General features: G+C 62.9%; 16 protein-coding genes. 6 read left to right on the forward strand and 10 right to left on the reverse strand.

Annotated features, from left to right (window positions below; genetic code table 11):
• Window positions 1-106 precede the first annotated feature (106 nt).
• Window positions 107-607, forward strand: a complete 501-nt coding sequence (locus CFB50_RS11585) for a hypothetical protein (RefSeq protein ID WP_144020648.1) — start codon at window positions 107-109, stop codon at window positions 605-607.
• Between the two features lie 24 nt (window positions 608-631).
• Here CFB50_RS11585 and CFB50_RS39965 read toward each other — a convergent pair whose 3' ends face one another.
• The 5 genes from CFB50_RS39965 to istA all read right to left on the reverse strand — a co-directional run bounded on the left by CFB50_RS39965 (window position 632) and on the right by istA (window position 4,695).
• On the reverse strand, window positions 632-1,348 hold the full coding sequence (locus CFB50_RS39965; protein ID WP_256978937.1) for an immunity 52 family protein: 717 nt from the start codon (window positions 1,346-1,348) through the stop codon (window positions 632-634).
• Between the two features lie 12 nt (window positions 1,349-1,360).
• Entirely contained in the window at window positions 1,361-1,972 is a 612-nt protein-coding gene (locus CFB50_RS11595; RefSeq protein ID WP_089445915.1) for a restriction endonuclease fold toxin 5 domain-containing protein, read from the reverse strand.
• The gene (locus CFB50_RS11600) at window positions 1,860-2,330 is read right to left on the reverse strand and encodes a hypothetical protein (RefSeq protein ID WP_089445916.1); all 471 of its coding nucleotides are present in this window, start codon (window positions 2,328-2,330) and stop codon (window positions 1,860-1,862) included. Before CFB50_RS11600 ends, CFB50_RS11595 begins: the two co-directional genes overlap by 113 nt.
• 96 nt (window positions 2,331-2,426) lie before the next feature.
• Complete coding sequence (gene istB / locus CFB50_RS11605) at window positions 2,427-3,224, reverse strand: IS21-like element helper ATPase IstB (protein WP_060091270.1); 798 nt, start codon at window positions 3,222-3,224, stop codon at window positions 2,427-2,429.
• Entirely contained in the window at window positions 3,217-4,695 is a 1,479-nt protein-coding gene (gene istA / locus CFB50_RS11610) for an IS21 family transposase (RefSeq protein WP_373452940.1), read from the reverse strand. Before istA ends, istB begins: the two co-directional genes overlap by 8 nt.
• A 153-nt stretch (window positions 4,696-4,848) precedes the next feature.
• Between istA and CFB50_RS11615 the strand changes: the two genes are divergently transcribed.
• Window positions 4,849-5,067, forward strand: a complete 219-nt coding sequence (locus CFB50_RS11615) for a helix-turn-helix transcriptional regulator (protein WP_256978987.1) — start codon at window positions 4,849-4,851, stop codon at window positions 5,065-5,067.
• A gap of 103 nt (window positions 5,068-5,170) precedes the next feature.
• Here the strand turns inward: CFB50_RS11615 and CFB50_RS11620 are convergent, their stop codons facing one another.
• Together CFB50_RS11620 and CFB50_RS11625 are read right to left on the reverse strand one after the other, a co-directional pair.
• Window positions 5,171-5,533: an aegerolysin family protein gene (locus CFB50_RS11620; protein ID WP_089445918.1), complete on the reverse strand. Its 363-nt coding sequence runs from the start codon at window positions 5,531-5,533 to the stop codon at window positions 5,171-5,173.
• A 263-nt stretch (window positions 5,534-5,796) separates the two neighbouring features.
• Window positions 5,797-7,101 carry a tyrosine-type recombinase/integrase gene (locus CFB50_RS11625; RefSeq protein WP_089445919.1) on the reverse strand — a complete coding sequence of 435 codons (1,305 nt, stop codon included), beginning with the start codon at window positions 7,099-7,101 and terminating at the stop codon, window positions 5,797-5,799.
• Between the two features lie 159 nt (window positions 7,102-7,260).
• Here CFB50_RS11625 and mutS point away from each other — a divergent pair, with 159 nt between their 5' ends.
• Window positions 7,261-9,951, forward strand: a complete 2,691-nt coding sequence (gene mutS / locus CFB50_RS11630) for a DNA mismatch repair protein MutS (RefSeq protein WP_089445920.1) — start codon at window positions 7,261-7,263, stop codon at window positions 9,949-9,951.
• On the forward strand, window positions 9,932-11,203 hold the full coding sequence (locus tag CFB50_RS11635; protein ID WP_179254174.1) for a hypothetical protein: 1,272 nt from the start codon (window positions 9,932-9,934) through the stop codon (window positions 11,201-11,203). The genes mutS and CFB50_RS11635 overlap by 20 nt, the downstream gene beginning before the upstream one ends.
• On the opposite strand, the gene CFB50_RS11640 is transcribed toward CFB50_RS11635, so the two are convergent.
• Window positions 11,183-11,725 (reverse strand): FKBP-type peptidyl-prolyl cis-trans isomerase, encoded by a 543-nt coding sequence (locus CFB50_RS11640; RefSeq protein WP_069248332.1) that lies wholly within the window; start codon window positions 11,723-11,725, stop codon window positions 11,183-11,185. The two genes, CFB50_RS11635 and CFB50_RS11640, sit on opposite strands and share 21 nt — an antisense overlap.
• 32 nt (window positions 11,726-11,757) lie before the next feature.
• Between CFB50_RS11640 and CFB50_RS11645 the strand changes: the two genes are divergently transcribed.
• A complete protein-coding gene (locus tag CFB50_RS11645; RefSeq protein ID WP_089445921.1) occupies window positions 11,758-12,978 on the forward strand; it encodes a cupin domain-containing protein in 1,221 nt (406 codons plus the stop codon).
• 56 nt (window positions 12,979-13,034) lie between these two features.
• On the forward strand, window positions 13,035-13,280 hold the full coding sequence (locus CFB50_RS40420) for a hypothetical protein (protein ID WP_075122947.1): 246 nt from the start codon (window positions 13,035-13,037) through the stop codon (window positions 13,278-13,280).
• A gap of 20 nt (window positions 13,281-13,300) precedes the next feature.
• Here the strand turns inward: CFB50_RS40420 and CFB50_RS39495 are convergent, their stop codons facing one another.
• On the reverse strand, window positions 13,301-13,465 hold the full coding sequence (locus CFB50_RS39495) for a hypothetical protein (RefSeq protein ID WP_164725389.1): 165 nt from the start codon (window positions 13,463-13,465) through the stop codon (window positions 13,301-13,303).
• Window positions 13,466-13,586: 121 nt separating this feature from the next.
• Window positions 13,587-14,363 carry an MBL fold metallo-hydrolase gene (locus tag CFB50_RS11660; protein ID WP_089445922.1) on the reverse strand — a complete coding sequence of 259 codons (777 nt, stop codon included), beginning with the start codon at window positions 14,361-14,363 and terminating at the stop codon, window positions 13,587-13,589.

Here is a 14,363-nt window from a genome sequence, read left to right on the forward strand (position 1 = left end):
CCCACCACAGTTTGACGCTATGTCGGAATGGTGGCGCACGTGCACGTACGCCGACGTCCATCGGCTGATTCTCGAAGTGCTACACCTGCGAATTACGCTGCGTGAGATGGGCACCCTGACCGGCAATGCCACGAGAATGATCGCGTACCTCGATCGTGCCGACGAGCTGCAATACGCAGCCCCGCTGCGCCGCCTGTCAAACAAGATCGACAAGGAGATCATGCGGGCCGGACGCATGGGCAATCCGCGCGCATCCGTTGCTCCGTTCTCTGACGAGTGGCGTGCACGCGAAGCCATGAAATGTAGGCTCCACGACGTCCCCGGCGAACCAGATCCCGGCTCCGACAAGGCAACCAAGCTGCCTGAGTTCCAACGCCTGACATGGGAGGAGTTGCGCGACGCGTGGAGCGCGATCGTCTACAAGAAAAACCGTGCGCTCACGATCGAACAGCGTTTTGTGTTGGAAGTCGTGCACGTCCGCCGAACGCTGCGGCTGATGGAGAAGATGGTGTGCGCCGCCGAGCTGGAATTGAAGAAGAACGGCTATCCCGACTCGTTCGCACTCGACCAGCTCCGCCGCATGATTGACGGCGCTCGCTTCGATTGACCGCGAGGCAGCTACCTGCCGCCCTCAAATCTCGGCCAGAAGCGGCAACAGGTCCATAGAAATGAGTCGCGCCTCGATAGCGTGTGCCACGGCCAGGTGCTCCTCGTTGTCGGCCGAAAACACCTCATCCTTGATGCTGACGAGTATCGTCCCGAGCCGTCGCTTCCGATCGGCCGATAACACGGGAACGATCTCCTGCGCCTCGGGAATCTGTTGAGTGCCGAGTTCCACTGGCAGGTAGATCATCCAACCGACACCGGGGCGATCCTGAAACGCCTGCTTCTCCGCGTAGCCGTCAGGTGCGGCCGAGATCACGGCCGGCGAAAACTCCTGTGCGGCCGCGACCACGACACCGACCACAAGATCCTTGTTCTCAATGAACGCCCCGCGAGCGCCGATTGAAACCGTGTCGGGGAAATGCCCGCCGCAGGCGAAGACCTCGACGGATGCGCCGATGGAATCGTCGGCGCTGCCGTCCCATATCCCGAGCGAAGACGTTTCTTCGCCCCGATATTCATTCTCCAGCGCTGCAACCGCAGCGCTACTGGGCTGGCCATCGGCCGCGTACACCTCGCCGGCTTGAGCCTCTTCGAGCGTATCGCCCTGCATCCGCCACTTCGGACGCGACAGATCCGGAGCTGCTGCCGCCATTACGTCGACAATCGCACCGACCTTCGCGAGTGTTTGCGAGAACGCGAACACCTCGATCCCGCCGGCCTTGATGAAGGAATCAATTTTCATGATGGTAGGAAGTTACGGAAAATACTCCGACTCAATCGACATGGTCTTGAACCATACCGCCATTCGCTTGTAGGTCAGCGGCCCTTGGAAATAGTACCTTAGCCGCGTTGGCGGATTCGCCTTGACCCGCATCGCACGCTTGATTGCCTGATCGCGCATGTGACGAAAGCCCTTGAAGAACTGTTCGGACTTCGGAATAGATCCGTCAAGAAACTGGTCGTAGTTCCCTTTCGCCTCTTGCAGCAAGCACTCTTGCGGCTTGAATCCGTCAAAATCGATTCCCAGCCACTCCCACTCGTCGCTCCACAGGCAGCCCTCCGTATCGAACGCAAAGCCCGTTACGCGCGCCTGATATCGGTACGCGGGCCAGCTAACGCCGTGCCGGCTCCGCACAAGTTTGCCTGTTTGTTCGGGCGGGCACTTCTTACAGGGCGCGGTCGAGTCGGCCATTGTCCGCGTTTCTGTCTTTGCCTTCGCCTGCTCGTCCATCTTGCTGACGTCGCCCCGAAGGCTACCGATCCCCGCTACTGCCGCGCCCCCCAGTAATGCGCTTCCAATAGCCGACAATGCCGGCCCCGCTTCCGCTGCTGCGGCTGTCACTAGGGGGATTAACGGTGCCGCCATGCGGGACTCCTTTCAAGCTATCGGGATGTTGTGATTGCCAAGTGATCTCTTGGACGTAGACGTGGAAACGTTCATCCGCACTTCGACCGGGCTTCGTCAGCCATGCCTTCGCAGCCGGCTTCTCGTAAAAATGCGGCGAATACGCCTCGATCTTCAAGAACTGAACAAGATGTTCACTATCCTGAATGCCGAGCGATCGAGCGACGCGATATGCATCCCACAGGCGGTTATGAAGATCGATATCTTGCGTCAATGCAGGATCAGCCTTGAGCAGATCTCGACGCACGCCATCGACGAAATTGCGAGCCTCGCCCTCCCCGAGCGCAGACACATGGGCAGGAGTGAGGTTAAGCGGCATGGGGATGCGCCCTGAAGAGCTGCCTGTTGATTTCCACCGAGTCTTAACCCACCGATTTCATCTAAATCTGACCCACCCCGAGACAGCGTAGTACATCTATTCCGGTGTGGATAACTCTTCGTTACCCGCTGGTTTTGCTGCTCTCTTTCTTGTCGTCTTCGCCTTGGCAGAACTGGTCCTGAAGCGCCACGATTCATTGCCCGTTTCAACGATGTGGCAGTGATGGGTGACGCGGTCCAGCAGCGCTGTCGTCATCTTTGCATCCCCGAACACGCTCGCCCACTCGCCGAAGCTGAGATTGGTCGTGATCGCGACGCTCGTGTGCTCGTAAAGCTTTGAGAGCAGATGGAACAGCAATGCACCACCGGTCTGGCTGAACGGCAGATAGCCCAGCTCATCGAGAATCACCAGATCGACGTACATCAGCTTGTGGGCGATCTGGCCTTGTTTGCCGATGGACTTCTCCTGCTCCAGGGCGTTGGTCAGCTCGACGGTCGAGAAGTAGCGCACACGCTTGCCGTGGCGCTGTACGGCTTCGATTCCGATCGCTGAGGCGAGGTGCGTCTTGCCAGTGCCCGGACCACCGATGAACACGACGTTGTGCGCGCTTTCGAGGAACGACAGCTCGCTCAGTTCGCGCACCAGCGCTTCGTCGACGTGTGCCTGCGCGAAGTCGAAGCCCTTCAGGTCGCGGTGGGCCGGGAAGCGCGCAGCGGTCATTTGATAGGCGATCGAGCGCACCTGCCGTTCGGCGGTTTCAGCCATCAACAGCTGCTTCATGAAGCGCTCCGGCTCGAAGTCCGTGTGGCGCGACTGCGCGAGCAGCTCCGGCCACGTGCTCGCCATGCCGTGCAGTTTAAGACCCTTGAGCTGGGCCGCGATATCGTTAGACATGACGATCCTCCGGTGGGTTGGCGCGCAGCGTCTCGTAACGGCTCACGTCGGCCGCGGGCTCTTCCTTGAGCTGGAGTTTCGTCGTGGCGAGGCTGCCATTCGTGACGGGCGCCTTCAGCCGGCTCAGCACGTTCAGGACGTGCTCTGCGCTGGGGCGTCCTGAATCCAGCGCAGCCTGTACGGCGAGCAGCACCGCATCGAGCCCGTGTTCGCGCACCGCAGCGAGCACCTGCGTCATGACGCGATCGCCGCCCGGGTGTTTCAGCAGATGCCGCTGCAGCAGTTGCAGCGGCTGCGGCATCGTGATGAACGGCGCGCCGTTGCGCAGTGCGCCGGGTTTGCGCTCGACCAACGTGACGTAGTGGCGCCAATCGTAGAAGGTCATGTGCCGCTCGAAGCTGCGTTCGTGGCGTGCGATCTCCTGGGCGTTGGCGACGACGCTGAGATATGCCGGATAGCAGCGCACGCTCACCAGCTGGTTCGTGTACTCGGTGGGCACGCTGTAGCGGTTGCGCTGGAAGTGAATCAGGCTGGTCGACGAGACTCGCAGGGTCTGCTCGATGTAGCCGTCAAACGGCCGTGGATTGGGCATCAGCCGGGTACGCTCGTCCTGCAGCACATCCTCGACCGTCAGCTCAGGCCACTGCGGGTGCCGCATGTGCCACGCCTCACGACACTGACCAGCGACCCATTCGTTCAGGACCTCCAGCGTTTCCCAGCGCCGTAGCGCTGCTTCGTGCCAGATCTGACGTCGCCGGTCCTGAACGTTCTTCTCGACGATGCCTTTCTCCCAGCCTGCAGCCCGGTTGCAGAACTCCGGCTCGAACAGGTAGTGACTGCACATCGCTTCGAAGCGCGCGTTGACCGCACGCTCCTTGCCGCGGCCAACCTTGTCCACGGCGGTCTTCATGTTGTCGTAGATGCCGCGCCGCGGCACGCCGCCGAACGCGGCGAACGCGCGGGCGTGCGCATCGAACAGCATCTCGTGACTCTGTGTGGGATAGGCGACGAGCCAGAACGCGCGGCTGGAGTTAAGTTTGACGTGGGCGACCTCCAGGCGTCGCCGCAGCCCGCCAATAAAAGCGTATTCGCAGCTCCAGTCAAACTGGAAGGCTTCGCCGGGTTCGAAGGCGAGCGGCACGAAGGCCTGCCTGCGAGGCGCCTCAGCCTGCTCCTCGTGCCAACGCCTCACGAACGCGCTCACCCGGCCGTAGCTGCCGGCGTAACCCTCGGCGCGGATCGCCTCGAACATGAACCGGGCGGTGCGCCGGTCACGCTTCGGGCGATGACTGTCGGCACGCAGCCAACCTGTCAGCTGTGCGGCCCAGTCGTCGATGACGCTCGGGCTGACGCGCTTCGGATACTTCGGCTCGACGGCATCAGTCTGCCGCAGCCAGCGGCGCACCGTGTTTCGGGACAGGCCCGTATGCCGCGCAATCTCGCGCAACGGGACCTTCTCGCGGAAATACATCCGCCTGATCTTGGCCAATATACCCACCGTGATCACCTTTGTATCCCCTGCTCAAAGATTGAGCAGAGCATTCAATCACGTGGGTCAAAATTCGATGAAAATTTCCAGCTCTAGTGGGTCAGTTCTGCGCGGACATCAACAATCTACCTCGATATCGCGTCCGTTTCTGACGCAATTTCCCTCTCGCCAGCAGTGATCCATAAACTGGTGCGTCAAGAGCAGTTTCCTAGGCCGCGCACACTCTCCGGTCGGCGCGTCGGATGGCTGACGCGAGAAGTCGAAGCATGGGCAGAAGCGCGAGGTGTATCGGAGTTCCTCCCGCCCGCCAACTGCGGGACAGGTCGCCGGAAGGCAGATGGCGATGAGGCTTAATGCCGATCATCGTCTTCCATACTCTCTGCAACCTTACGGCTCGGATCCTGACATTTGGTTTGCGCTCGCACCCCTCGAAACGGGCGCGAGCCGATCAACCTAGTCAGGCCTGCTTGATGTAGAAAGTGACGGTTGCGTTGTCCCCTGAGCCGCCGTCATAGCCTGCTTTGTAATTGGCAGCGCTGACGGTTATCGAATACCCGTTACTGCCGTAATACGGGTTATCCCAATAGATGCGTACGTTCTCAATACCCCCGCCATCGGCAAATTGATACTGCAGCCTCCCCTCGGTCCCGGTCATAAAACCATCCGAATCGGTCTCCCATTCACCAGTTTGCCCATTCGGGATTTTCTCCGGCGGATACGTCTTCCATTCGCCATGCGGCAAACTGATCGATGCCGAATCCAAAAACAAAGTGTTACCCGAATTGTTTTGCAGCTTCACAACAGTGCTTCGTGCGGACATTGCGGTCTCCATCGTCAATGATTGATTGCGCATTGCAGAAAATCACCAAGCAAACTCCGCAATGCATCTCAAAAATACGACACGGGCGTCCATCCCGAAAGCTGACAGTTATGGCAGGCCAAAACCAACTAAACAGTCGAATTAACTACTTGAAAATTTGAAACAATTCCCGCACGTCCCAATTTAGACCTTCGCGAAAGAGTCCAATTAACCCGCCCACTCGTCGACCGAGCGGCCCGGCGTCCTTCAGATAAAACGATACATTACGCGCCGCAAGTCTCGCTTACAGGGACAGATTGCGAACGTGATAGGGCGAGCTGCTCTAGCTTCACACTCAATTTCTCGAGCCAATGCCGCCGCTCGTTGTCATATTTATGTCGGTTATATACGCCACCGACGCCGGCAAGCATGTGACCGATAATGACTTCACCAACCTCGAATGGACATCCCAAGGCAGCCAGCATTGTGCGAGTTGTACGACGAAGATCGTGAGGCGCCCAATGCGTCACCGGGAGACGCGGCCGCCGCTGGTTGGGTCGCGTTACGCTATACGGCATATGGAAATGGACCGCCTGACCAAACACCTTCTGCTCCATGTGACCGCTCCGTTCTGCCGGAAATAGCCACCCCTTTCCGTAGCGGTCTACGCGTCGTCGGACGATCGCCTCCGCGCGCCCAATTAGGGGAACCCGCAGGTCAGTCGCATTCTGGTGTCGGGCATTCTTTGTTTTGGCTTTGGGAATCGTCCACCACAGGCCGTCCCGCTCAACGGTGATTTCCGCCCCCTCCATTGCGCCGATCTCGACACCTCTCGTCCCGGTCCAGAGATACAACGTCAGCGCATCCTCAACGCTACGGCTAAAGTTCGGCAGCCAATTGATCAGCGCCCCAACTTCTGCGTCACTCAGAAACCGTTTCGTTGTTCCGACAGGCTCACCAGCGATACGTTTGCCATTGCTCCGCAGCCGGCCTCGCATGATCTGCCGCCACCAGTTCGGCGCTGACTCAGGTAGACGGCCGGCGTCGAGCGCATAGTCCCACGCGGCTCCCAGTTCGAGACGAAGCTTGGATGCTTGCACTGGGATATGGCGGAAAGAGTCAATCTTCGCAAACGCACGCTCACGGGTGAGTTCGGCCGCCGGCATGTCCGCGATATCACCGATCATCGTCCTGAACATCCGAGCGACCTCAATCGCACCCTTCTGTTTGCGACTGTGTTCCACGTGTCCCTTCAAGTACGCAGCACACACCTCGCCCACGGTCGGGACGCCCCCTTGCTGTACCATTACGCCAACAGGATTGACTGGTTGGCGCTTTGATAGAGCCGGGTCGATGCCCGCATTGCGCTGCTCTCTTAAGCGCTCCCACTCAACGGCCGCCGCCGCAACGGACAGTGCGGGCCATTCGCCGATCTTGATTTGTCGCATGCGCCCGTCAACGGGCGACTTGTACCGGTAAGTCCAGCTGCGACGCGACACCGTTGCCTCAAGCCGCAGTCCAGGGCAGCCGTCGATAGTTAGATGAGCGCCGGGTAAAAGTTGCTTTGCTGTACGTGCGTCAAACCGCATTCAATCCTCGGCGTAAGTTTCCGCCCGCCACCGGACCACTCCGGCGTAGGCACATGTCTCACAAGAAGCGAAAACCTACGCTGGCGACGATAATTTTGCAAGATGTCGAGACACGGGGAAATTCGATACCGAACCCCATGAACCAGACGGAAAGCCTTGATGGATAAGGACGTGCAGGAAATTACGGAACAAAAACAGCAGCTTACAGAAGCCGCTTTCAGCAACCATACCCCCATGATGCAGCAGTACCTGCGCATCAAGGCCGACCATCCCGACACGCTTGTCTTCTACCGGATGGGCGACTTCTACGAGCTGTTCTTCGAAGACGCGGAGAAAGCCGCACGCCTGCTCGACCTGACCCTCACGCAACGCGGTGCTTCCGCCGGCACGCCGATCAAGATGGCCGGCGTACCGCATCACGCGGTCGAGCAGTATCTTGCGAAGCTCGTGAAAATGGGCGAATCGGTCGCGATCTGCGAGCAGATCGGCGATCCCGCCACGTCGAAGGGCCCCGTCGAGCGCAAGGTCGTGCGCGTCGTCACGCCAGGCACGCTCACCGATGCCGCGCTGCTGTCCGACAAGAACGACGTTTACCTGCTCGCGATGTGCACGGGCCACAACAAGCGCGGCGTCGCGGTGAACATCGGCCTCGCATGGCTGAACCTCGCAAGCGGCGCGCTGCGGCTCGCCGAAATCGAACCCGACCAGCTCGCTGCCGCGCTCGAGCGCATCCGGCCGGCCGAGATCCTGACACCGGACGGCGCGACCGACGCCGTGCCGGCCGGCGCGGGCGCAAGCAAGCGTGTGCCGGCATGGCACTTCGACATCGCATCGGGCACGCAGCGCCTGTGTGACCAGCTCGATGTCGCAAGCCTCGACGGTTTCGGTGCGCATTCACTCACGAGCGCGTGCGGCGCAGCCGGCGCGCTGCTGCTCTATGCGGCCGCCACGCAGGGCCAGCAACTGCGGCACGTGCGCAGCCTGAAGGTCGAGAACGAAACCGAGTACATCGGTCTCGATCCGGCCACGCGCCGCAACCTCGAACTGACCGAGACGTTGCGCGGCACCGAGTCGCCGACGCTGTATTCGCTGCTCGACACCTGCTGCACGACGATGGGCAGCCGCCTGCTGCGTCACTGGCTGCATCACCCGCCGCGTGCGTCGGTCGCCGCGCAGTCGCGGCAGCAGGCAATCGGCGCGCTGCTCGATGCACCGGCCAACGCAAGCCTCGATGCGCTGCGCAGCGCGCTGCGCCAGATCGCCGACGTCGAGCGGATCACCGGGCGTCTCGCGCTGCTGTCCGCGCGCCCGCGCGACCTGTCGAGCCTGCGCGACACGTTCGCCGCGCTGCCGGCACTGCGCGAGCGTATCAGCGCGATCATCGCGAACGCGGACGCACTTGCCCGCGTCGACGCAGCACTCGCACCGCCCGCCGAATGTCTCGACCTGTTGACCAGCGCGATTGCGCCCGAGCCGGCCGCGATGGTACGCGACGGTGGTGTCATCGCGCGCGGCTACGACGCCGAACTCGACGAGCTGCGCGACATCTCGGAGAACTGCGGGCAGTTCCTGATCGATCTCGAAGCGCGTGAGCGTACGCGCACCGGCATCGCGAACCTGCGCGTCGAATACAACAAGGTGCACGGCTTCTACATCGAGGTCACGCGCGGCCAGACCGACAAGGTGCCCGACGATTACCGCCGGCGCCAGACGCTGAAGAACGCCGAGCGCTACATCACGCCCGAACTGAAGACCTTCGAGGACAAGGCGCTGTCCGCGCAGGAACGCGCACTGGCCCGCGAGCGCGCGCTGTACGACGCGGTGCTGCAAGCGCTGCTGCCGTTCATCCCCGAGTGCCAGCGTGTCGCATCGGCGCTCGCCGAACTCGACCTGCTCGCCGCATTCGCCGAACGCGCCCGCGCGCTCGACTGGGTCGCGCCGACCTTCACCGACGAGATCGGCATCGAAATCGAACAGGGCCGCCACCCGGTCGTCGAAGCGCAGGTCGAACAGTTCATCGCGAACGACTGCCGCTTCGGCACCGAGCGCAAGCTATTGCTGATCACCGGGCCGAACATGGGCGGTAAGTCGACGTTCATGCGACAGACCGCGTTGATCGCGCTGATGGCCTACGTGGGCAGCTACGTGCCGGCCAAGTCGGCATGCTTCGGTCCGATCGACCGGATCTTCACACGGATCGGCGCGGCGGACGATCTCGCGGGCGGCCGCTCGACGTTCATGGTCGAGATGACCGAAGCCGCAGCGATCCTCAACGACGCGACGCCGCAAAGCCTGGTGCTGATGGACGAGATCGGACGCGGCACGTCGACGTTCGACGGCCTCGCGCTCGCGTGGGCCATCGCGCGCCACCTGCTGGCGCACAACGCGTGCTACACGCTGTTCGCGACGCACTACTTCGAGCTGACGCAACTGCCGGCCGAATTCCCGCAGGCGGCCAACGTCCACCTGTCGGCCGTCGAGCACGGCCACGGCATCGTGTTCCTGCACGCGGTCAACGAAGGCCCGGCCAACCAGAGCTACGGCCTGCAGGTCGCGCAGCTCGCAGGCGTTCCGGCGCCCGTGATCCGCGCCGCGCGCAAGCACCTCGCATATCTCGAACAGCAGTCGGCGTCGCAGCACACGCCGCAGCTCGACCTGTTCAGCGCGCCGCCGGTGGCCGCCGACGATCTCGAATGCGCGGACACGCCGGCGCTGCCCGCCACACCGCATCCGGCGCTCGAAAAACTGCGCGACATCGATCCCGACGATCTCAAGCCGCGCGAGGCGCTCGACCTGCTGTACGAACTGCGCACGCTGGTCCGGTCGCACGATGTCGACGGACACGCGTAAGCGCATCCTGTGCGGCCTGCCGGCTCGCACGGCCGCCATGCTCGTCGCGGCGGCGCTCGCGCTCGCGCAGGCCACCGCGCTGGCCGCGCCGCCGAAGCGCAGCACCACGCCCTACTCGTTCGCGGTCGTGTCGGGTGTGATCAACGTCCCTGGCGACGAACCGGCCGCCCAGCGGCTGCTCGATGCGATCGCGCGCGAGCGCAACCTCGCGTTCGTCGTCTACGCGGGTGATCTCAAGGGTCCCAAGGAAGCGTGCCGCGATGCGCTGTATTCGCAGCGCGGCGCGATCCTGGATGCGGCCCGCGTGCCGCTCGTGTTCATTCCCGGCCACGACGACTGGGTAACGTGCAACACCGCGGCCGGCGGCGGCTACGATCCGGTCGAGCGGCTCGACTTCCTGCGGCAGACGCTGCTCGCCGATTCGGCACTACCCGACCCCGGCGCGCTGCAGATCACGCGTGAAAGCGAAGTCGCACGGTTCCGCCCGTATCGCGAAAACGCCCGCTGGATGCGCGACGACATCGTCTACGTCGCGCTCAACGCGCCGGCGCCGAACAACCACTACCTGACGGCCGGCGGCCGCAATGGCGAATTCGAGGACCGCATCATCGCGAACGGTTTCTGGATCGACCACGCGGCCGAATATGCGAAGCGGCGCGAGGCACGCGCGATGGTGGTGATGTTCGAAGGCGATCCGCAATTCGAACGCTACGAGCGCGCGGAACGCTTCGCATGGCTGCGGTTCAACCGGCCGCGCGTGCGCGACGGCTTCCGTGAGCTGAAACGAACGCTGGTGAAGGCGGCGGCGACGTTCCGCGGCCCGATACTCGTGATGCACGCGAGCGGCGAGCCGCTTGCGAACGGTTTTCTGATCGACCGCCCGCTGCGGGCAGACGACGGTGAACTGGTGGGTAACGTGACGCGCGTCGCGATCGGACCGCGCCATCCGACGAATCAGTGGGTCAAGGTGAGCGTGTCGCCGGCACGGCAGACGATCTTCAACGTGAGCCTGCAGGAAGTGCCGAAGAACCTGCCCGTGCCGCCCGCGCTGCCGCTCGTGCCGCGTGACGAGGTGCCGCTGCCGCAGATGCCGGAAATCCCTGCGTTGCCGGCGCTGCCCGACTCGTCGTCGGTCGCGCCGCCATTGCAGGGTGACAGCGCCGCACCGGGCGGCGCGTCGTGGCCGGCGCCCGCCCCTGCGTCGGGGCCGGCACCGGGCCTGCCTGCGAGCTCAGTGCAGGGTACGCCCTGACGGCGCTTCGCCGTCTTCGTCTTCGTCCTCGTCGACGATCTCGAGCCCTTCCGCACCATGTGCGTGCTCATGCTCGATTTCGTCTTCGGTGGCTTCGCGAACGTCCTTCACGGTGAGTGCGAAACGCAGCGCCATGCCGGCCAGCGGGTGATTGCCGTCGAGCACGACCTTGTCTTCGGCGACGTCGGTGACCGTGTAGATCAGCGAATCGACTTCCTCGTCGCCGTCTTCCGGCGTGCCTTCGAACTGCATGCCCACTTCGAGCGGCTCGGGAAAACGATCGCGCGGCTCGATCTTCACGAGTTCGGGATCGTAGTCGCCGAACGCGTCCTGCGGCTCGAGTTGAACCTGCGCCTCGTAGCCCGGCTCATGGCCGTCGAGCTGTTCCTCGATCTTGGGGAACGTGCCATCATAGCCGCCGTGCAGATAGACCATCGGCTCGTCGCTTTCCTCGATCAGATTGCCCTGTGCATCGGACAGCTTGTAAGCGACCGACACGACGGTGTTTTTTGCGATTTTCATCCAATTCTCCCAAATACAAATCTCATTATACGATGCGCAACCGGTCTCAAGCCGAACCGCGGGATGCCGCTGCCGCCCCGCTCGGCGCGCCGCCTTCCGATCTTCCCACACCGCTGCTCGGCGGTCTTACGCCGGCGCAATTCATGCGCGGCTACTGGCAGAAGAAGCCGCTCCTGATCCGCCAGGCAATCCCCGGCGTCGCGTCGCCGGTCTCGCGCGACGCGCTGTTCGAGCTCGCAGCGGACTATGACGCGGAATCGCGACTGATCACCCATTTTCGTAACAAGTGGCAACTTGAGCAGGGCCCGTTCGAGCCCGGCTCGCTGCCGGCCGTCACGCGCAAGGCCTGGACCCTGCTCGTGCAGGGGCTCGACCTGCACGTCGATGCCGCGCGCGCACTGCTCGACCGCTTCCGCTTCATCCCCGATGCGCGCCTGGACGACCTGATGATTTCCTATGCGACGGATGGCGGCGGCGTCGGTCCGCATTTCGATTCGTATGACGTATTCCTGCTGCAAGTCGAAGGTCGGCGCCGCTGGCGCGTCGGGGCGCAGAAGGACCTGTCGCTGCAACCGGACGTGCCGCTGAAGATCCTCGAAAATTTCGAGCCGAGCGACGAATGGGTGCTGGAACCCGGCGACATGCTCTACCTGCCGCCGCACATCGCGCACGATGGCGTCGCCGAAGGCGAATGCATGACCTGCTCGATCGGCTTCCGGGCCCCGTCCGCCGGCGAGCTGGGCGCCCAGTTCCTGTACTATCTCGCGGAGCGTGGCGGCCTGCGCGACGGTTGCGGCGATGATCTTTACCGCGATCCGAAGCAGCCGGCCGTCGACACGCCCGCCCAACTGCCTCCGGCAATGGTCGAGCGTGTTGCCGAGATCGTGGACGCGATCCGCTGGCGCAAGCGGGACGTCGCCGAATTCCTCGGCTGCTACCTGAGCGAGCCCAAACCGAACGTCGTTTTCGACCCGCCCGCGCGCCCGCTGTCCGAGGCCGCGTTCGTCACGCAAGCGTCACGTCGTGGCGTGTGTCTCGACAGAAGGGCCGCATTGATGTATAACGCGCGCTCGTACTTCATTAATGGTGAAGAAGGACCGCTCGAGCAGGCCAGCGAATGGCTGCCCGAATTGGCCAATCAACGCCAGATGGAGGCGAAACGGTTTGTAACACTATCCCGGGTTCCCTCGATGACAGCCTTGTTGCACGAGTGGTATCGTGCGGGCTGGATACGGGTCGGAAACCGGATTTAGTGTGAGTCGCCCCGTATGCCCGTACGGATCAAATTCTGTATGGGAAAGACAACGTATTGACCCCGCATTTGTCGACGGTCGATAGGAAAGTGCATATAATTTCCGCCCAAGCCGTAGGGAAGATTCACGCTCTAGAAGTGCATCTCCACCAGCGGCCCAGGTCGGTGTTGGAGCACATTACCGGTATTGTTTCGCGCTGTTGCTTACCTTTAACCATAAAAGGACGTGATCATGAAGAAATCCCTCCTCGTAGCTTCCCTGTTGGCTGCTGTTGCACTGGCTGCTTGCAACAAGAGCGCTGATCAAGCTGCTTCGTCGGCTGCTAGCGACGCTTCGGCTGCTGCTTCGTCGGCTGCTTCGGCAGTTGCTGGTGCTGCGAGCGACGCTTCGGCTGCTGCTTCGTCGGCAACGGCTGCTGCGAGCGACGCTGCTGCTGCAGTGGCGTCGGCTGCTTCGGCAGCGACGGCTGCTCCGGCTTCGGGCGCAAGCCAGTAAGCCTCAGCGTCAGCTGAAAAAAAACCGGCCCGAGGGCCGGTTTTTTTACGTCTGTCGTTTCTGCGCCTATCGCACGGCAGTCGCACCGGGCCGTCGCAGCGGCCCTGCCCCGCTCATCCGAGCGCCAGCCAGTCGAAGCCCGCGTCCTGCGTGGCCACGACCACGTCATCCCCGCTCGTCCCCAATACACCGCCAAACGCCTGGCGGACCAGTTCCGGCAGGTTGTTCTGCTGGCTTAGGTGCGCGGCGACCAGATGCTGGAGGCGGCTGCGCTCAAGCGACGCAAGGATGTCCGCCGCCGCGTCGTTGCTCAGGTGGCCATGGTTGCCGCCGATGCGCGCCTTCAGCGACTGCGGATAGCGGCTCGCGGCCAGCATCGCTGTGTCGTGGTTGGATTCGAGCACCAGCGCGTCACAGCCGCTCAGCACGGCCGTGATGTGCGGCGTGGCCATTCCGACGTCCGTCAGCACGCCGAGCCGGCTGGCGCCGTCCATAAAGACGAACTGGAGCGGCTCACGCGCGTCGTGAGGGACGGTATAGGGCATCACGGCCAGATCGCGGATCGCGGCCGTCTCGTCGCCCCACAGCACGTGGAGATCGACATCGGCCTCGTCCGCGCCGACCGCGCGCGCGGTGCCCCAGCTCATGTAGAGCGGCAGCGAGCCGCGACGGGCGAGCGTCAGCGCACTGCCGACGTGGTCGCTGTGTTCGTGGGTAATGAGGATCGCATCGAGATCGCCGATGCAGAGATTCAGTCGGCCGAGCCGGCGCTCGACCTCCTTGGCAGAAAAGCCGCAGTCGAGCAGCACGCGGGTGGTCGTCGTGCCGCTCGAGGCCTCGACGACCAGCGCGTTGCCTTCGCTGCCGCTTCCGAGGCTGGAGAATCGCAC

The organism is Burkholderia sp. AU33423 (genome assembly GCF_002223135.1).
Lineage (GTDB): Bacteria > Pseudomonadota > Gammaproteobacteria > Burkholderiales > Burkholderiaceae > Burkholderia > Burkholderia lata_D.

Bases quoted from the DNA above. Each gene is read 5' to 3' on its own strand.
- CFB50_RS11640 (WP_069248332.1), bottom strand. From the start codon at position 11,725: ATGAAAATCGCAAAAAACACCGTCGTGTCGGTCGCTTACAAGCTGTCC.
- CFB50_RS11625 (WP_089445919.1), bottom strand. From the start codon at position 7,101: ATGCGGTTTGACGCACGTACAGCAAAGCAACTTTTACCCGGCGCTCAT.
- mutS (WP_089445920.1), top strand. From the start codon at position 7,261: ATGGATAAGGACGTGCAGGAAATTACGGAACAAAAACAGCAGCTTACA.
- CFB50_RS11585 (WP_144020648.1), top strand. From the start codon at position 107: ATGGGCACCCTGACCGGCAATGCCACGAGAATGATCGCGTACCTCGAT.
- istB (WP_060091270.1), bottom strand. From the start codon at position 3,224: ATGTCTAACGATATCGCGGCCCAGCTCAAGGGTCTTAAACTGCACGGC.
- CFB50_RS11635 (WP_179254174.1), top strand. From the start codon at position 9,932: ATGTCGACGGACACGCGTAAGCGCATCCTGTGCGGCCTGCCGGCTCGC.
- CFB50_RS11595 (WP_089445915.1), bottom strand. From the start codon at position 1,972: ATGGCGGCACCGTTAATCCCCCTAGTGACAGCCGCAGCAGCGGAAGCG.
- CFB50_RS39965 (WP_256978937.1), bottom strand. From the start codon at position 1,348: ATGAAAATTGATTCCTTCATCAAGGCCGGCGGGATCGAGGTGTTCGCG.
- CFB50_RS11600 (WP_089445916.1), bottom strand. From the start codon at position 2,330: ATGCCGCTTAACCTCACTCCTGCCCATGTGTCTGCGCTCGGGGAGGGC.
- istA (WP_373452940.1), bottom strand. From the start codon at position 4,695: ATGTATTTCCGCGAGAAGGTCCCGTTGCGCGAGATTGCGCGGCATACG.
- CFB50_RS11620 (WP_089445918.1), bottom strand. From the start codon at position 5,533: ATGTCCGCACGAAGCACTGTTGTGAAGCTGCAAAACAATTCGGGTAAC.
- CFB50_RS11645 (WP_089445921.1), top strand. From the start codon at position 11,758: ATGCGCAACCGGTCTCAAGCCGAACCGCGGGATGCCGCTGCCGCCCCG.